Annotated in this window: 12 protein-coding genes and 1 tRNA gene; 5 read left to right on the forward strand and 8 right to left on the reverse strand. The window is 68.5% G+C overall.

Annotated features, from left to right (window positions below):
- Positions 1 to 178: 178 nt before the first annotated feature.
- Together NQK81_RS05665 and NQK81_RS05670 are read left to right on the forward strand one after the other, a co-directional pair.
- Complete coding sequence (locus NQK81_RS05665) at positions 179 to 1,840, forward strand: amidohydrolase (RefSeq protein WP_257487351.1); 1,662 nt, start codon at positions 179 to 181, stop codon at positions 1,838 to 1,840.
- Positions 1,837 to 3,126 (forward strand): MFS transporter, encoded by a 1,290-nt coding sequence (locus NQK81_RS05670; protein ID WP_257487352.1) that lies wholly within the window; start codon positions 1,837 to 1,839, stop codon positions 3,124 to 3,126. Before NQK81_RS05665 ends, NQK81_RS05670 begins: the two co-directional genes overlap by 4 nt.
- A gap of 105 nt (positions 3,127 to 3,231) precedes the next feature.
- Here NQK81_RS05670 and NQK81_RS05675 read toward each other — a convergent pair whose 3' ends face one another.
- From NQK81_RS05675 to NQK81_RS05695, 5 genes are all read right to left on the reverse strand, one after another.
- Complete coding sequence (locus NQK81_RS05675; protein WP_257487353.1) at positions 3,232 to 4,806, reverse strand: succinic semialdehyde dehydrogenase; 1,575 nt, start codon at positions 4,804 to 4,806, stop codon at positions 3,232 to 3,234.
- 13 nt (positions 4,807 to 4,819) lie between these two features.
- Positions 4,820 to 6,448, reverse strand: a complete 1,629-nt coding sequence (locus tag NQK81_RS05680; protein WP_126731264.1) for a GMC family oxidoreductase — start codon at positions 6,446 to 6,448, stop codon at positions 4,820 to 4,822.
- Positions 6,449 to 6,649: 201 nt separating this feature from the next.
- Entirely contained in the window at positions 6,650 to 7,489 is an 840-nt protein-coding gene (locus tag NQK81_RS05685) for an LLM class F420-dependent oxidoreductase (protein ID WP_257487354.1), read from the reverse strand.
- 44 nt (positions 7,490 to 7,533) lie between these two features.
- Positions 7,534 to 8,700 (reverse strand): CaiB/BaiF CoA transferase family protein, encoded by a 1,167-nt coding sequence (locus tag NQK81_RS05690; protein WP_257487355.1) that lies wholly within the window; start codon positions 8,698 to 8,700, stop codon positions 7,534 to 7,536.
- Positions 8,697 to 9,854 (reverse strand): acyl-CoA dehydrogenase family protein, encoded by a 1,158-nt coding sequence (locus NQK81_RS05695; RefSeq protein WP_257487356.1) that lies wholly within the window; start codon positions 9,852 to 9,854, stop codon positions 8,697 to 8,699. Before NQK81_RS05695 ends, NQK81_RS05690 begins: the two co-directional genes overlap by 4 nt.
- A gap of 102 nt (positions 9,855 to 9,956) precedes the next feature.
- On the opposite strand from NQK81_RS05695, the gene NQK81_RS05700 reads away from it, so the two are divergent.
- Positions 9,957 to 10,301: a hypothetical protein gene (locus NQK81_RS05700; RefSeq protein ID WP_257487357.1), complete on the forward strand. Its 345-nt coding sequence runs from the start codon at positions 9,957 to 9,959 to the stop codon at positions 10,299 to 10,301.
- Between the two features lie 61 nt (positions 10,302 to 10,362).
- Complete coding sequence (locus NQK81_RS05705) at positions 10,363 to 11,736, forward strand: alpha/beta hydrolase family protein (protein WP_257487358.1); 1,374 nt, start codon at positions 10,363 to 10,365, stop codon at positions 11,734 to 11,736.
- On the opposite strand, the gene NQK81_RS05710 is transcribed toward NQK81_RS05705, so the two are convergent.
- Complete coding sequence (locus NQK81_RS05710) at positions 11,733 to 12,392, reverse strand: S1 family peptidase (RefSeq protein WP_257487359.1); 660 nt, start codon at positions 12,390 to 12,392, stop codon at positions 11,733 to 11,735. The genes NQK81_RS05705 and NQK81_RS05710 overlap by 4 nt on opposite strands.
- 76 nt (positions 12,393 to 12,468) lie before the next feature.
- A complete protein-coding gene (locus NQK81_RS05715; RefSeq protein WP_257489700.1) occupies positions 12,469 to 13,491 on the reverse strand; it encodes an LLM class flavin-dependent oxidoreductase in 1,023 nt (340 codons plus the stop codon).
- A gap of 230 nt (positions 13,492 to 13,721) precedes the next feature.
- Here NQK81_RS05715 and NQK81_RS05720 point away from each other — a divergent pair.
- Positions 13,722 to 13,805, forward strand: a tRNA-Leu gene (locus tag NQK81_RS05720).
- Positions 13,806 to 13,832: 27 nt separating this feature from the next.
- On the opposite strand, the gene NQK81_RS05725 is transcribed toward NQK81_RS05720, so the two are convergent.
- The gene (locus NQK81_RS05725) at positions 13,833 to 15,230 is read right to left on the reverse strand and encodes a recombinase family protein (RefSeq protein WP_257487360.1); all 1,398 of its coding nucleotides are present in this window, start codon (positions 15,228 to 15,230) and stop codon (positions 13,833 to 13,835) included.
- Between the last annotated feature and the right edge of the window lie 324 nt (positions 15,231 to 15,554).

Consider the following 15,554-nt stretch of genomic DNA (forward strand, 5'->3'; position numbering starts at 1 on the left):
GTGCCGCACCATATCACCGACAAGAACCCCTCTCGAACCGCAGAGATAGCGCGTTATGTTCATGATCGCCGTCAAATCAATCGTGAACACCGTCCGTGCACGACCGATCTGATTGCGCTCAGGGTTTTCGTCGCTTACCTTCGCCCCACTTCACCGTCGAACCCCTGGAGTCCGCGCGATGCGTCTGCTGCCCCTCGATCGTTCAGTCCTCGACGCGAGAGCGACGATCCTGCATCCCGACGAACTGGTGACCGTCGACGACGCCACGGAAGGCGCCGAAGCGGTGCTCGTGTTCGGCGAGGAGATCGCCGCGGTCGGCTCCGTGGACGAGTGCCGCGCCCGCGCGGCGGGTCTCGGCCACCCCGAGCCGGAGGTGCGACGGCTGCCGGGCACGCTCCTGCCGGGCTTCGTCGATCCGCACGCGCATCCCTTGATGTACGGGCAGATGATGACCTGGGTCGACTGCGGTCCCGAGCGCGCGTCGACCATTCCCGAGATCGTCGCGCTGCTGCGTGAGGCGGCCGAGAACACCCCGGCGGGCAGGCCCGTCCGCGGTTACGGTTACGAGCACCGCAACCTCGCCGAGAAACGCCATCCGCGCAAGGAAGAACTCGACGCGGTCGCTGAAGACCGCGAGGTCTACCTCATGAACGCGAGCGGCCACGGCGGCGTGGTCAACAGCTTCACGTTGCGGCGCAACGGCGTCACCCGCGACACCCCGGATCCCGACGGCGGGGTGTTCTTCCGTGACGAGCAAGGCGAGCTCACCGGGGAGCTGTCGGACGCGGCGTGCAACATCCTCACCGGCGTCACGGGGGTGAAGGTCGGGCGGCACGGGCCGAACTTCCACCTCGAGGACGAGCCGGAGGAGCACGCGCGGCAGCTGGCCGCCGCGCAGGAGAAGTTCCTCGCCGCGGGGGTGACCGCGATCGGCGACGCCCAGGTGACGCGCCGCGAGTTCGACATGTACCTGAGGCTGGACGAAGCCGGGCAGCTCAAGACACGCGTCCACATGTACCTGCTGTCACATCTGCTCGACCAGGCCTTGGAAATGGGGCTGCACGGCGCTTTCGGCACCACGCGCCTCGCGTTCGCGGGGATCAAGTTCTACGCCGACGGCACGCTCGGCGGCTGGACCGCGTACTTCCCGGACGGCTACGTCGGCGATCCTTGCCGTACCGGGCAGCTCTACCACGACCCGAAGGACTACTCGGCGCTGATCGGCAAGGCGCACGAGGCCGGGCTCCAGACCGCGACCCACGCCCAGTCCCCCGACGCGATCGCCATGGTGCTCGACGCCATCGAGGACGCGCAGCAACGGAATCCCCGGCCCGACGCCCGGCACCGCATCGAGCATTGCGGGCTGCCGTCCCCGGAGCAGATCGAGCGGATGGCCGCGCTCGGCGTCCACCCGGTCAACCAGCCGCAGCACTACTACAACTGGGGCGAAGGCGTCACCGACGCCGTCGGCACCCCCGGCGAGCGGTTCAACCCCCTCGGCGAATTCCAGGCGGCGGGCGTCCCGGTCACGCTGAGCTCGGACGCCCCGGTCGCGGAGCCGAACCCGCTCGAAGCCATCCAGACCGCGGTGACCAGGACGACCCGCCGCGGTCACCGGCTCGGCGGCGACGACCTGCTGATCGACGTCCGGTCGGCCGTCGCCGCCCACACGATCGCCGGCGCCAGGGTGCTCGGCCGTGAACGCGACCTCGGCTCGATCACCCCCGGCAAACGCGCCGATTTCGTGCTGCTCGGCGAGAATCCCCTCACCTGCGAGCCGGACCGGATCGCCGGTATCCGCGTGCTCGAAACCTGGATCGACGGCGAGGTGGCCCGATGACCGTCCAGACCGGCACCCACTCGCTCCGCCGCGCCCGCCGGGCCGGGCTCGCGGCCTTCGTCGGCACCACGATCGAGTGGTACGACTTCTACATCTACGCCACGGCGGCGAGCCTGGTCTTCGGCACCGTGTTCTTCCCCGAAACCGGCGACCGGCTGACCGGCGTCGCGGCGGCCTTCGCGACGTACGCCGTCGGCTTCTTCGCGCGGCCGCTCGGCGGCATCGTGTTCGGGCACGTCGGTGACCGGGTCGGCCGCAAGACCGCGCTCGTGGTGACCCTGACCATGATGGGCGCGGCGACCTTCCTCGTCGGCTGTCTGCCCGGCTACGCGCAGATCGGCACGTGGGCGCCCATCCTGCTCGTGGTGCTCAGGTTCGTCCAGGGGCTCGCTGTCGGCGGCGAATGGGGCGGCGCCGTGCTCATGGCCGTCGAACACGCGCCGCCGGACAAGAAGACCTTCTACGGCGCCTTCGCGCAGGCGGGGAACCCGGCGGGCGCTCTGCTGGCCACCGGTCTGTTCAGTCTCCTGAGCACCGGCGGCACCGAATGGCTCACCACGTGGGGCTGGCGGATCCCGTTCTTCGCGTCGGTGCTCCTCATCGGCGTCGGCCTCATCGTGCGGCTGAAGGTCGAAGAGTCCCCGGTCTTCGAGGAGACCGTCGAAGAAACCGGCGTGCCGATCCTGTACGCCGTCCGGACGAACTGGAAGCCGATCCTGCTGGGCATCTGTGTGCTGCCCGTCGCGGTCGGCGGCTATTACCTGGTCACCACCTTCGCGACGGCGTATGCGACCGATCCGGCCGTCGGCATCTCCGAATCGCTGGTGCTCAACGCGCTCACCATCGCCGCGTTCGTCGAACTGGTCGTCAGCTTCGGCGCGGCCTGGCTCGGTGATCGCTTCGGCCGGGTGCGGGTGGTCGTGATCGGCCTGGCCGGTGTCGCCGTGCTCGCCGCTCCGCAGTTCCTGGTGCTCTCGACCAAGAACGCGGCGCTGATCATCGCGGCGTTCGTGGCGATGCGCCTGGCGATGACGGCGACCTACAGCCCGATCGCCGCCGTGCTGTCGCAGATGTTCCGGCCGCGGGCACGGTACACCAGCATCTCGCTGTCGTACCAGCTGGCGGGCGCGCTCTTCGGCGGGCTCTCGCCGCTGGTGTCGACGCTGCTGTTCCAGGCGACCGGCAGTATCTGGCCGGCGATCGGCCTGCTGGTCGGCATGTGCGTGCTGAGCATCGTCTGCGTGCTGGCCGCGCCGCAGCACACCGACTCCGTGGACACGGTCTAGCGCGGCGGACGAGTGCATCCGGCATGTCGCGAAAGCCACTTTCGGGACTTCTGGTGTCCCGAAAGTGGCTTTCGCGACACGGGACCGCAGGCACACCGACGACGTTCAGCGGATGCGCAACCGCCGCATGAGTTTCAGCCCGGACAGCATCCCCTCGACGTACTTCTCGTAGGTCTGGCCGCCGCGGGGACCCATGACCTGCTTCTTGAGCACTGCCACGTTCTTCACGTCGGTGTACTTGAGCAGGCCCTGGTCCCCGTGGCGGGCGCCGACGCCCGAGTTCTTGACCCCGCCGGACGGCGTCCCCTTCGAGGCGTACGCGGTGGCCAGGATGTCGTTGATGTTGACGTTGCCGGACTCGATCCGCGCGGCCACGGCCCGCGCGGCGCCGACGTCGGTGCCCCAGACCGAGGCGTTGAGGCCGTACTCGGTGTCGTTGGCGAGTGCGACGGCCTCGTCGACCGTGCGGTACTTGTGCAGTGCGACAACGGGTCCGAACGTTTCGGTGACACCGCAGAGCATGTCCTTCGTGACGCCTTCGAGGATCGTCGGTTCGAAGAACGCCGGGCCGAGGTCGGGCCGCGGCTTTCCTCCACAAAGGACGGTCGCACCCTTGGTCACGGCGTCGTCCACATGGGACTTGACCCGGCTCATGTGGTCGACGGAGACGAGCGAGCCCATGTCCGGCCCGAAGTCGTAGGCGGCGCGGACGTCGAGTGCCCTGGTCTTGGCCACGTACGCGTTCTTGAACTCGTCGTAACGGGATTCCGGCAGGTAGATCCGCTCGATGTGCATGCAGATCTGCCCGGTGTTGCCGAAAGCGCCGAAGATCGCGCCCTGCACGGTCTCGGCGAGGTCGGCGTCTTCGAGCACGATCATCGGGTTCTTGCCGCCGAGTTCGAGACAGCAGCCGATGAGGTTGCGGCCCGCCCGTTCGCCGATCACCCGGCCGGTGGCGGTGGAACCGGTGAACATCACGTAGTTCGCCTGGTCGATGAGCGTCGGGCCGACGTCCGGGCCCTCGCCGCACACGACCTGGAACAACCCCTTCGGCAGTCCCGCCTTCTCCAGCAGCTCGACGCCGTAGAGCGGGGAGAGCGCGGTCTTGTTGTCGGGTTTCAGCACCACCGCGTTGCCGGCCATCAGCGCCGGGACGGCGTCGGAAATGCCGGTGGCGAACGGGAAGTTCCACGGCGCGATGATCCCGACCACGCCCTTGGGCTGCCGGATCTCGGTGGACGTCGTCAGGAACGGGACCGGCCCGCCCCGTTTGGTCGGCGCCAGCAGTTTGGCGGCCCGCGTGAGGTAATGGCTCATCACCATCGCCGGATCGCAGGTCTCCTCGATCGCCATCCGCCGGTTCTTGCCGCTCTCGACCTGAATGAGGTCGGTGACGGCCGTCGCGTTGTCGACGAAGAGCGTGTGCGCCCGTTTGAACACCTCCAGCCGCTGCTTGAGCGGTGTGGCGGCCCATTTCTCCTGCGCGGAGCGCGCGGTGGTGAACGCCTGCTCGATGTCGGCGGGGGTCGACTGGGGCAGCTCGACGAGCACGTCACCGGTGTAGACCTCGGTGAGTTTCCAGGTCGCGCCGGACGAGCCCGGCACCCGGGCGACGAGCCGTTGGAGGAACGCGTCGGTCACCGACGCCGGTCGGGTGAGCGCGAGCGGTGTGACGGTCATGGCCCTCTTTCCGTCAGTTGTCCTGAAGAACGAGCTGCGCGCCCATCTCGCCGATCATGATGGCGGGCGCGTTGGTGTTGCCGCCGGTGATCGACGGCATGATCGAGGCGTCGCAGACCCGCAGGCCGTCGACGCCGCGGACCTTGAGGTCGGGACTCACGACGGCGAGCTCGTCGACGCCCATCCGGCAGGTGCCGACCCCGTGGTAGACCGACGTCGCGCGGTTCAGGATCGCGTCACGCAGTTCTTGTCCCTGCAGCGACTTGCCCGGGTGGAGTTCTTCCTTGATCGAGCCGTTGAAGGCCCTCGACGCGAAGATCTCGCGCACCATCTCCGAGCCCTCGCCGAGCAGTTCGAGATCCGCCGGGTCGGACAGATACTGCGGGTCGATCAACGGCGGGGCCGTGGGATCGGCCGAAGCGAGGCGCAGCGTGCCGCGGCTCTTCGGGTAGATCAGCGTGGTCAGCACGGTGAGCGCGGGCCGTTTGTCGACGTCGTGCCGGATCGGCGCGTCCTGGTTGGGCGTCACGTACGCCCACGGCAGGAGGTGGAGCTGGAGGTCGGGCACCTCGGCGGCCTGGGAGGTCTTGAGGAAGGCGACCGCCTCGAAGACCGAGTTCGCCAGGAACGTCGTCCCGGGCCGCATCAGTTCGCTGACGAGGCCACGCGCGAAGTACGGCGGCGTGCCCCGGTTCTTGCTCGACGACGCGCGGAAGGTCAGCGCGTGGAACATGTGGTCGTGCAGGTTGTCGCCCACCGGCAGGTCCGCGACGACGTCGATGCCGTGTTCCTTGAGGTGCTCGGCGTGGCCGATCCCGGACAGCATCAGCAGCTGCGCGGACCCGACGAAACCCGCCGAGAGGATGACCTCCTTGCCCGCGCGGAGGATCCGCTGTCCCCCGTTCGCGTCGACGACCTCGACGCCGACGGCGCGGCCGTTCTCGATGACCACCTTCTTCGCCAGCACCCCGGACTGGACCTCCAGCGTGGCCGGCGCGAGATGGTGGATGTAACCGCGCGAGGCGCTGTAGCGCAGGCCGTCGGCGGCGTTCTGCTGCATCCGGCTGACGCCCTCTTGCGACCCGGCGTTGTAGTCGTCGAGGATCTCGCAGCCGATCGCTTCGGCGGTCGCCTGGAGGAACTGGAGCGTGCCCTCCTGCGGTGTCTTGTTGCGGGTGACCCGGATCGGGCCGCCCGCGCCGCGGAACTCGCTCTCGCCGTCCTCGAAGTCCTCCATCCGCTTGTACGCGGCGTTGACGCTGTCGGCGTCCCAGCCCTTGTTGCCCTCGGCGGCCCAGGAGTCGAAGTTGGCGCGGTTGCCGCGGACGTAGACCATGCCGTTGATGGAGCTGGAGCCGCCGACCACCTTGCCGCGCGGCACTGGCATGCGGCGATCGAGAACGTGTTTCTGCGGCACCGAATAGTAGCCCCAGTCGAACGGTTTCTTGAGCTGGGGCACCGCGTGCATCGGGCCGACCAGCCCCGGCTTCCTGACGAGCAGCTTGTCGTCGCTCTTCCCCGCCTCGAGCACGATCACGCTGGCACCGGACTCCGCCAGCCGCCCCGCGATCGCGGCGCCCGAGCTGCCCGATCCGACGACCACGTAGTCGGCCTCGTCGCCGCGCGCAGCCCTGTTCGCCATGTCCGCTCCTCGGTCCGCCCACCGTGCAGAACTGTAACCTGTTCTAGTTCTGTCACCGTATAGCGAGACCGGCCGGTTCCGCAACGGGCGGTCGCTCCCCGGCCGGTCTTCGAGACCTCGGTGTCTGTTGGTGAACCCGCGTCGGCAGGGCGCGACCTGGTCATATCTCTCACGCCCGGCCCCAGCTCCGCCAACAGGCTCTCAGCGCAGCGGTTCGAGCACCTTCGCCAGCGGCTCCAGCACGGCGGGGGTGTGCGGCGGCGGCAGGTAGATGATCGCCAGGTCGAGGCCCGCCTCACCGAGGGCTTCGGCGTCCGCGGCGACCTTGGCGTAATCCCCGTCCGTGCCGAGGCGGACGTGCGAGGACAAGGTGATCTCCTTCGGATCCCGGCCGATGTCCGCGCAGTGCCGGTGCAGCACCTCGCGCTTGTGCGCGAACTCCTCCGGCGTGCCGCCGACGAAGTTCCAGTGCTGGGCGTACTTCGCGGCCGTGCGCAGGGTCCGCTTCTCGCCGCTGCCTCCGATGCAGATCGGCGGATGCGGTTTCTGCACGCCCTTCGGTTCACAACGGGCGTCGGTCAGCTGATAGTGCTGACCCTGGAACGTGGTGGTCTCCTGGGTCAGCAGGCCGACGAGCACCTCGCACGCCTCCTCGAACCGGTCACTGCGTTCCTTGATGGTGCCCAGTTCCATGCCGTACGCGCCGGATTCCTCCTCGTTCCAGCCGGCGCCGACACCGATCTCCAGCCGTCCGCCGGAAACGATGTCCAGTGTCGCGGCCATGTTCGCGAGAAGCGCGGGGTGGCGATAGTGGATCCCGCTGACCAGCGTGCCCAGCCGGAGCCGTTTCGTGGCCTGCGCGAGCGCGGTGAGCGTCACCCACCCTTCCAGGCACGGACCGGTCGAATCCGAGAAAATGGGATAGAAGTGATCGAAGGTCCAGCCGGATTCGAAGAGCTCGATCTCGTCGGCGGCCTGCCAGACGGCGAGCATGTCGGACCAGACGGTGTCCTGCGGCGAAGTCTTGATGGCGAATCGCATGATCTCGAGCGTAAACCTGGAGTTCCTCCAGTCGCTCCCGGAATTCAGCGGGCGATGCCCCGGCGAAGGTAGTCGTCGGCGTCCACTCCGGACTCGACGAGCAACGCTCGCGTGTGTTCGCCCAGCGCCGGGACGTCGCCCATGCACGCCTCGAAATCGTCGAAGGTCACCGGTGGCAGCAAAGCGTCGATCCGGGCGGATCCGGTGCCGACCTTGCGCCACCGGTCGCGCGCCCGCAGCTGGGGATGATCGGCGACCTGGCCGACGTCCTTGAGCTGGGCGGCGGGAACCCCTGCCGCGGCGAGCTTTTCGTCGAGTTCGCTGTTGGACCACAGGGAGGTCCGGGCCGCGACGGCGGCGTCGCATTCCGCGCGGTGGGCCACGCGCCGCACGTTCGTGGTGAAGCGCGGGTCGTCGGCGAGCTCGGGCGCGTCGAGGACGTCGGTGACGAGGGTGCGCCAGCCGGTGTCGTTCTGGACGCCGATCAGCATCTGGCCGTCGCGCGTGGGAAAGGCGTCGTACGGCGCGATCGAACTGTGGCTCAGCCCCATCCGCTCCGGCTCGGTCCCGGCGTACATCCGGGTGTTGAGCGCGTATCCCATCCATTCGACGGTGGCCTCCAGCATGGAGACCTCGATCGTCGCGCCCTCGCCGGTGCGCCAGCGGCGCAGCAACGCCGCCAGCACGGCTTGCGCGCAGTACATGCCCGAGGCGATGTCGGCGGTCGGGATGCCGGTCTTCGCCGGGGCTTCCGGGGTGCCGGTGATCGCGATGAGCCCGGCCTCGGCCTGGATCAGCATGTCGTAGGCCTTGCGCTGCTCCATCGGCCCGCCCGAGCCGAAGCCGGACAGGTTCACCACGACCAGCTCCGGGTGATCCGCCCGCGGATCACCGAAGCCGAGCCGCTCCGCCGCGCCTGGGGCGAGGTTCTGCACGAACACGTCGGCCTTCGCGACCAGCCGCCGGACGACGTCGCGGCCTTCGGCGGTCTTGAGGTCGACGGCGAGCGACTCCTTGCCGCGGTTGAGCCAGACGAAATGCGCGCCGCTTCCGTGCACGGCGTGGTCGTAGGCACGCGCGAAATCCCCGCCGTCGACGCGTTCGACCTTGATCACGCGCGCGCCGAGATCGGCGAGGTTGCGGGTGGCCAGCGGAGCGGCGACGGCCTGCTCGATGGCGACGACCGTGACCCCTTCGAGTGGCCGGGTCATGCTTTCTTCTTCGCGGCCCGCACCAGGCCACCGCCGATGATCAGCCGCTGGATCTCACTGGTGCCCTCGTACAGCCGCATCAACCGGACGTCGCGGTAGATGCGTTCGACCGCGACCTCGCGCATGTAGCCACTGCCGCCGTGCACCTGCACCGCCAGATCGGCGGCCTTGCCCGCCATTTCGGTGCAGAACAGCTTCGCCGCCGACGGCGCGATCCGCCGGTCCTCCCCTGTCACGTACGCCCGAGCCGCCTCACGGGCGAGCGCCCGGCCGGCGAGCACACCGGTCTGCTGATCCGCGAGCATCGCCTGCACCAGCTGGAAATCCCCGATCGGCGTACCGCCCTGGGTCGCGGTGGCGGCGTAGGCGACCGACTCGTCGAGCGCCCGCTGCGCCGTCCCGACCGCCAGGCCCGCCATATGGATCCGGCCGCGCGCCAGCGACGTCATCGCCGCCTTGTACCCGACCTCCCCGTCCCCGCCGACCAGCGCCTCCGGCCCGACGCGGACCTGCGAGAACGTCACGTCCGCGGTACGCGAACCCTCCTGCCCCATCTTGGCGTCCTTCGCCCCGACCGTGATGCCAGGCGCGTCCGCGGGCACCAGGAACACCGCGATGCCGGTGTCGATACGCGCGAAAACCACGAACAGCCCGGCCTCGGTGGCGTTGGTGATGAACTGCTTGCCGCCGTCGATCACCCAGCCGTCGCCGTCCGGCTTCGCGCTGGTCCGCAGACCGGCCGGGTTGGATCCGGCACCCGGCTCGGTGAGCGCGAACGACGCGACGATCTCACCCGACGCGATACCCGGCAGCCACCGCGCCCGCTGTTCGTCCGTGCCGAACCCGACCAGTACCTGCCCGGCGATCCCGTTGTTCGTCCCGAACATCGATCGCAACGCCAACGACGTGTAACCCAGCGTCATCGCCACCTCGACGTCCTGCACCAGATCGAGGCCGAGCCCGCCCCACTCCTGCGGGATCGCGTACCCGAACAACCCCATCTCCGCGGCCTGCGCCCGCAGGTCGGCCGGGATGGCGTCCGTGCTCATGATCTCCAGCTCGCGAGGCATCACGCGGGTGCGGACGAAGTCGTCGATCTGGGCGAGGACGTCCGCGAAAACGTCGTCGGGGACGTCGGGGTTGCCGGTGTACATGCCGCTCACTATCGATCACCGACCGGACTTCGGTCCACCTCCAAGAGTGGATCCGGCCGCGAGACCTACCGGAGATGTTGATCACCGTCCTAACGTCGAACCATGCGTACACGTACCGCTTTCCTCGCCGTCGCCAGCGCCGTCGCCCTGTGCTTCACGATCCCCGCGGTGGCTTCCGCGGCCGAGGGCGAATTCACCTACCGCTACTACGACGAAGACGAAGAGCTCCAGATCGGCGTCCTGGTGGACCCGCCCAGCGGCGAATGCATCGAAATCCCCGAAATCGCCGACTGGGACGTCGACGCGTTCCGTCCGCGCAACAACACCGACTCGACCGCGGTGGTGTTCCTGGACGACGACTGCAAGAGCGACTCCTACTTTTCGCTCCGCCCTTACGGCGGTCGCGGTTCGGACCGGCTTCTCCTGCGCTCGGTTCTCTTCAGTTAGGCCGACCGGACCTCGACACTTCACCCGGCGCGGCGAAAGATGAGCCGCGGGGGTGGTCGTCATGGCCCGACGTGGTCTCGTTCTCCTGGCCCTGTTCACGATCTTCCTGGGGCTGCTGGTTCCCCGCGCCGCGGCCGCCGAGCCGGTCGCCAGGTACGAGGGCGAACTCGAAGGCGCGCGCTATCTGGTGCTGGTTCCGGAAAACTGGAACGGCACGCTCATGCTGTGGAGTCACGGGATGTACTCCCTGGCGTATCCGGAGCCGGAGCGGATCGCGCTGACCTCACAGCCCACGACGGAGTCGTATCTGCTGGAGCAGGGGTACGCGCTGGCCGCGTCCCAGTACCGGACCGTGCGCGGCTGGTCGATCGAGGAGGCGCTGAGCGACCAGATCCGGTTGCACGACTGGTTTTCCCGCACGGTCGGCAAGCCGCGGCGGACCATCGCGACGGGCGAATCGGTGGGAGCGATCACCGCGACCCTGCTCGCCGAGCGGAACCCGCGGCGGTTCGCCGGTTTGATGACCTTCTGCGGCAACCTCGCCGGCGGGGCCGCGCACTGGAACTCCGGTCTCGATCTCGGGTTCGCGCTGAACACGCTGCTCGACGCGAGGCTGGACCTGGTGCGGATCGCGGATCCCGCGGCGAACGCTGGCCGGTTCACCGACGTGGTGCGGGCCGCCACCGCGAACCCGCATGGCCAGGCCCGGCTCGCGCTGGCGAACGCGCTGGCCGGAATCCCCGGCTGGTTCGACGCCACCCGGCCCCGGCCGCAGGCGGTCGCCGATCAGGTTTTCTGGCAGGGCGTATGGGATCGCTTCTACCGCGTCAGCGCTTTCGGCGTGGACAGGGTCGCGCTGGAGCAGCGCGCGGGCGGCAACCCGAGCTGGAACGTGGGCGTCGACTACCGGCGGATCCTCGCGAAGGCCGGCGAGCGGCCACTCGTGGAACGGGCCTACGCGGAGGCTGGACTCGACCTCGACGCCGACCTCGACAGGCTGGCGAAGGCGCCGCGGGTCGCGCCCGATCCGGCCGCGGTCGGGTATCTGGCGCGCTTCGGGCTACCGCTGGGACGCACGCCGGTCCCGGTGCTGACCATGCACACCGTCGCGGACGGCGCCGCGCCGGCGGCGCACGAACGCACCTACGCCGAACGAGCCGGGCCGGACGGCGATCTCCGTCAGCTGTTCGTGAACCGCGCCGGGCATTGTGTGTTCACCGCGTCCGAGGAGATCACCGCCCTGCGCACACTGGAGCGGCGGCTGGACGCCGGACACTGGCCGTCGGACGCGCCCGCCGCGCTGAACTCCGAGGCCGGCAAGCTCGCGCCGGAACACCAGACGATCTTCGACGCCGTCGGGGAAGCCCGGGTGACGACCACCCCGGCGTTCGCCCGGCATTCCCCTCCCCCGTATCCGAGGGTCCTGCCGTTCTAGGTGCCGGTGACGAGCGTCAGCCCGTAAGCCGACAGGACGCGGTTGACCGGGTAGAAGTAGGTCGTGCCGCCGCTGGAGCAGTTCCCGCTGCCGCCGACCAGCACTCCCTGCGCCTGCGTCCCGCTGACGAACGGCCCGCCGTGGTCACCCGGCTCGGCGCAGACGGACGTGCGGGTCAAGCCGGTCAGCGTTCCTTCGGGGAAAGTGATCGACACGTTCTTCGCCTGGATGATCCCGCAGTGCCAGCCGGTGGTCGCGCCGTACCGGCACACCGACGATCCGACCGGGGCCTCGACCGACCCGGTGATCGTCACCCGGCTGTCGACGGGCGGGATCGAGCCCACCAGCCGCCAGTCGGTCGTATTGGTCACGCGGATGACGATCGCGCCGGTCGGCGGGACCTGAGTGCCGACGACCACCCCGACCACCCGGCCCGCGCTGCGGATGGTGTCGCCGGGCCTGCCGCAGGCGGAACTCGCGATCAGGTAGCCGGTCTTGCCCGAGACGGCGGCGAACCCGGCTGTGCACCGCGTCGCGGCGCTGCTCTGCAACACACTCCCGCCGCCGAGCGGGGCTTGAGCGCTCGCGTGCGCGGTCGCCGGGAGCGCCAGGCCGAACGCCAGGACCAGGCAGGACAGGGATCGGGGCAGTCTCACGGGACCCTCCGATGGCCGGGGATGCCCCGATCGTAACGAGCGGGACGGCCTCTACCCACCGCCGAACCGCGCATTCTCAGCGCCAGCCGAGCTCCGGTGCCACGTGCGTGAGGATGCTCTCCAGGACGTGCGCGTTGTAGTCGACGCCGAGCTGGTTCGGGATGGTCAGCAACAGGGTGTCCGCGGCCTCGATCGCCTCGTCTTCCTTGAGCGCCCGCACCAGCTCGTCCGGCTCGGCGGCGTACGACCGCCCGAAGATCGCCCTGGTCGTCTCGTCGATCATGCCGACCTGGTCCCGAGAGTTCCGATCGCGGCCGAAATACGCGCGGTCCAGGTCGTTGGTCAACGCGAAGATGCTGCGGCTGACCGACACCCGCGGCTCGCGCTGGTGGCCGGCCTCCTTCCAGGCTTCGCGGTAGGCCTCGATCTGCTTGCGCTGCTGAACGTGCAGCGGCTCGCCCGTCTCGTCGTCCTTGAGCGTGGAACTCTGCAGGTTCATGCCCTGCTCCGCCGCCCAGACCGCGGTCGCGTTCGAGCTGGAACCCCACCAGATCCGCTCGCGCAGCCCCTCGGAGTACGGCTCCAGCCGCAACAGCCCCGGCGGGTTGGCGAACATCGGCCGCGGATTCGGCTGCGCGAACCCCTCGCCCTCGAGCAGCTTGAGGAAGACCTCGGTGCGCTGCCGGGCCATGTCCGCGACGGTCTGCCCCTCCTCCGGCCCGTAACCGAAGTACCGCCAGCCGTCGATCACCTGCTCCGGGGATCCCCGGCTGACCCCGAGCTGAAGCCTGCCCCTCGAAATGAGGTCGGCGGCGCCCGCCTCCTCGGCCATGTACATCGGGTTCTCGTAGCGCATGTCGATCACGCCGGTGCCGATCTCGATCCTCGACGTCCTTGCCCCGATCGCCGAGAGCAACGGGAACGGGCTGCCCGCCTGCCGCGCGAAGTGGTGCACCCGGAAGTACGCGCCGTCCACGCCGAGCTCCTCGGCCGCGACGGCCAGGTCGATCGACTGATGCAGGAAGTCGGCGGCGGACCGCGTCTCGGAGTGCGCGCTCGGCGACCAGTGGCCGAAGGACAGGAAACCAATCTTCTTCACGCCGTTGTAAGCGCCCGGTGCCCGGGTTTGATTCCCCATGGCCTGCTACTTACTGCGACAAGCCGTCACGCTTCGCACTTTATGCTTCCGACCTGGGGATATGTGACCATCTGGGCGCGCGGAGGTTGTCAGAGGGTAACCGATCATCGTCTCAATGTAGGTCTGCGTGACGATACGGACCCCCCTGATTGAGGCCTCCAGGGCGACGTATACTCTTCTCACATCAGCAAGTCCGAGTGGCGGAATGGCAGACGCGCTAGCTTGAGGTGCTAGTGTCCTTAACGGACGTGGGGGTTCAAGTCCCCCCTCGGACACATCACTACCCCACGCCTCGCTCAAGATCACTTGAGCGAGGCGTTTGTCTTTGGTGCTCGTCCACCATACGACGAGAAGCCACACTCACTCACGCGGGTCACTCCCTCGCTGTCGCAGACCACTATCGCCCCGGTAGCCCGGAGTTCCGCGGCGACAACACGGGCGCGTGCGTGATCCCGGGCATCGTGATCGTCCAGGTCGCCGAAGTGCGCGGCGATGCGGTCGATTAGATGGTCTTCACGAAGGTATATCGTCTTGGGACGTCCGGTGGCGGGTTGGCGGGCGCTGGAGTGGCCGTGGCGGCAGCGGTAGCCGGGCCGGTCGTGCACCCAGTGCGAGTCCATCCGCCGCGCACATACGCCACACCGCACCAATCCGGCGAGAGCGTATCTCCGGATCGCGCCGTCTTGGGCGGTACGTGCGGAGCGAACCTGCTGGGCCGCAAGGAAATCCTCCTCACTGACCAACGCAGGATGGGCGAGATCTCGGGACACCGCGGGGCTACGGGATGAGTCTGGAGTGGTGGGACGTCGTCCCCACACCTGCCGGCCGGTGTAGCGGGGGTTGGCCAGAATCACGGCGACGGTCCGCAACGTCCACGCACCTCCTGTCCGGTGCCGGTTACGGCCCGGATCTACCTTCGACGGGCACGGCACACCCCTGGCGTTGAGCTCCCGGGCAATCCGAGATCGGCTCCGGCCCGCGAGACGCTCAGCAAACATCCACACCACATGCGGTGCCGTCACCGGGTCGGGTGCGAGCTGCTGCAGCCGCCGGCCCCAGTGCGCCTGGTCCTGGTTCGGATGCCGACCGGCGTCGACGAGCCGGTAGCCATACGGCGGCCGACCACCGAGATACCGCCCCTGCTGCGCCGCCTGATTGTGCATCGCCGCGAGCACTCGATGCCGAGCACGCAGCACCTCCCGCTGCGACTGCGCACCCAGCAACGACAACAACGCCCGGTGATCCGGATCGCCCAAGTCCACTGGGCCATCGGTTTCCGGAAGCCAGACCTGCACACCATGCCTCGCGAACCAGCCATACATCGACTGAAACTGGGTACCGGAAAACGCACGCTCATACTCACCGACAACGATCGCATCGACACCACCGTCCGCAACCAGATCCAGCAATCGGGCGGCCTGCCTACGCCCCTTCCACTGCACACGACGCGAGCAGCCCGCATCGAAGAACGAACCGACGATGGTCCCCCGCCCGGCGACCAACAGCTCGGCGGCTTCCCGCTGCCAGCCCTGCGACGTCGTCCGGTCCTGATGCCGGACCGTCGACGTCCTCCCGTAAAACGCAAACCGCAACCCCGTCGAGGTCGACGATCCCCCGGTCCGGTCAGTAAGCCGCCTCTTTCCCGCGACCCACAGCTCCAAGCCATCCCCATCATCTGTCAAGGCCACCGATGCCATCATGACTCCGTCCATCTCTACCCATGTGCAGACCGGACGCAGCACACAGCCAGGTATGACAACCCTCAAGGACGGATTCGCTCAAACAGCCCAACCAGCCGAGCACCGCCGAACAACCCTCCGAGCACCGCATCCCCAGAATCTCTCCAGCAACGTGCCGGATAAGCCAGCCCAAGACATACGGACTACGGCCGCAACTGGACGTTCTCGCGAACGCGCGACCAGCGGCATGAGCGGATGTTCGCTGACTCTAGAATCACTTTACATTAAAGTGACCGACTCACATATGTTGTTGTGGCTTGGTGTTCTGCGGAACGCGCGGAGGCC

The sequence above is a fragment of the Amycolatopsis roodepoortensis genome, from assembly GCF_024628825.1.
Lineage (GTDB): Bacteria > Actinomycetota > Actinomycetes > Mycobacteriales > Pseudonocardiaceae > Amycolatopsis > Amycolatopsis roodepoortensis.

Excerpts from the sequence above, each read along its gene's own strand:
- NQK81_RS05665 (WP_257487351.1), top strand. The coding sequence starts at position 179 with ATGCGTCTGCTGCCCCTCGATCGTTCAGTCCTCGACGCGAGAGCGACG.
- NQK81_RS05670 (WP_257487352.1), top strand. The coding sequence starts at position 1,837 with ATGACCGTCCAGACCGGCACCCACTCGCTCCGCCGCGCCCGCCGGGCC.
- NQK81_RS05675 (WP_257487353.1), bottom strand. The coding sequence starts at position 4,806 with ATGACCGTCACACCGCTCGCGCTCACCCGACCGGCGTCGGTGACCGAC.
- NQK81_RS05680 (WP_126731264.1), bottom strand. The coding sequence starts at position 6,448 with ATGGCGAACAGGGCTGCGCGCGGCGACGAGGCCGACTACGTGGTCGTC.
- NQK81_RS05685 (WP_257487354.1), bottom strand. The coding sequence starts at position 7,489 with ATGCGATTCGCCATCAAGACTTCGCCGCAGGACACCGTCTGGTCCGAC.
- NQK81_RS05690 (WP_257487355.1), bottom strand. The coding sequence starts at position 8,700 with ATGACCCGGCCACTCGAAGGGGTCACGGTCGTCGCCATCGAGCAGGCC.
- NQK81_RS05695 (WP_257487356.1), bottom strand. The coding sequence starts at position 9,854 with ATGTACACCGGCAACCCCGACGTCCCCGACGACGTTTTCGCGGACGTC.
- NQK81_RS05700 (WP_257487357.1), top strand. The coding sequence starts at position 9,957 with ATGCGTACACGTACCGCTTTCCTCGCCGTCGCCAGCGCCGTCGCCCTG.
- NQK81_RS05705 (WP_257487358.1), top strand. The coding sequence starts at position 10,363 with ATGGCCCGACGTGGTCTCGTTCTCCTGGCCCTGTTCACGATCTTCCTG.
- NQK81_RS05725 (WP_257487360.1), bottom strand. The coding sequence starts at position 15,230 with ATGATGGCATCGGTGGCCTTGACAGATGATGGGGATGGCTTGGAGCTG.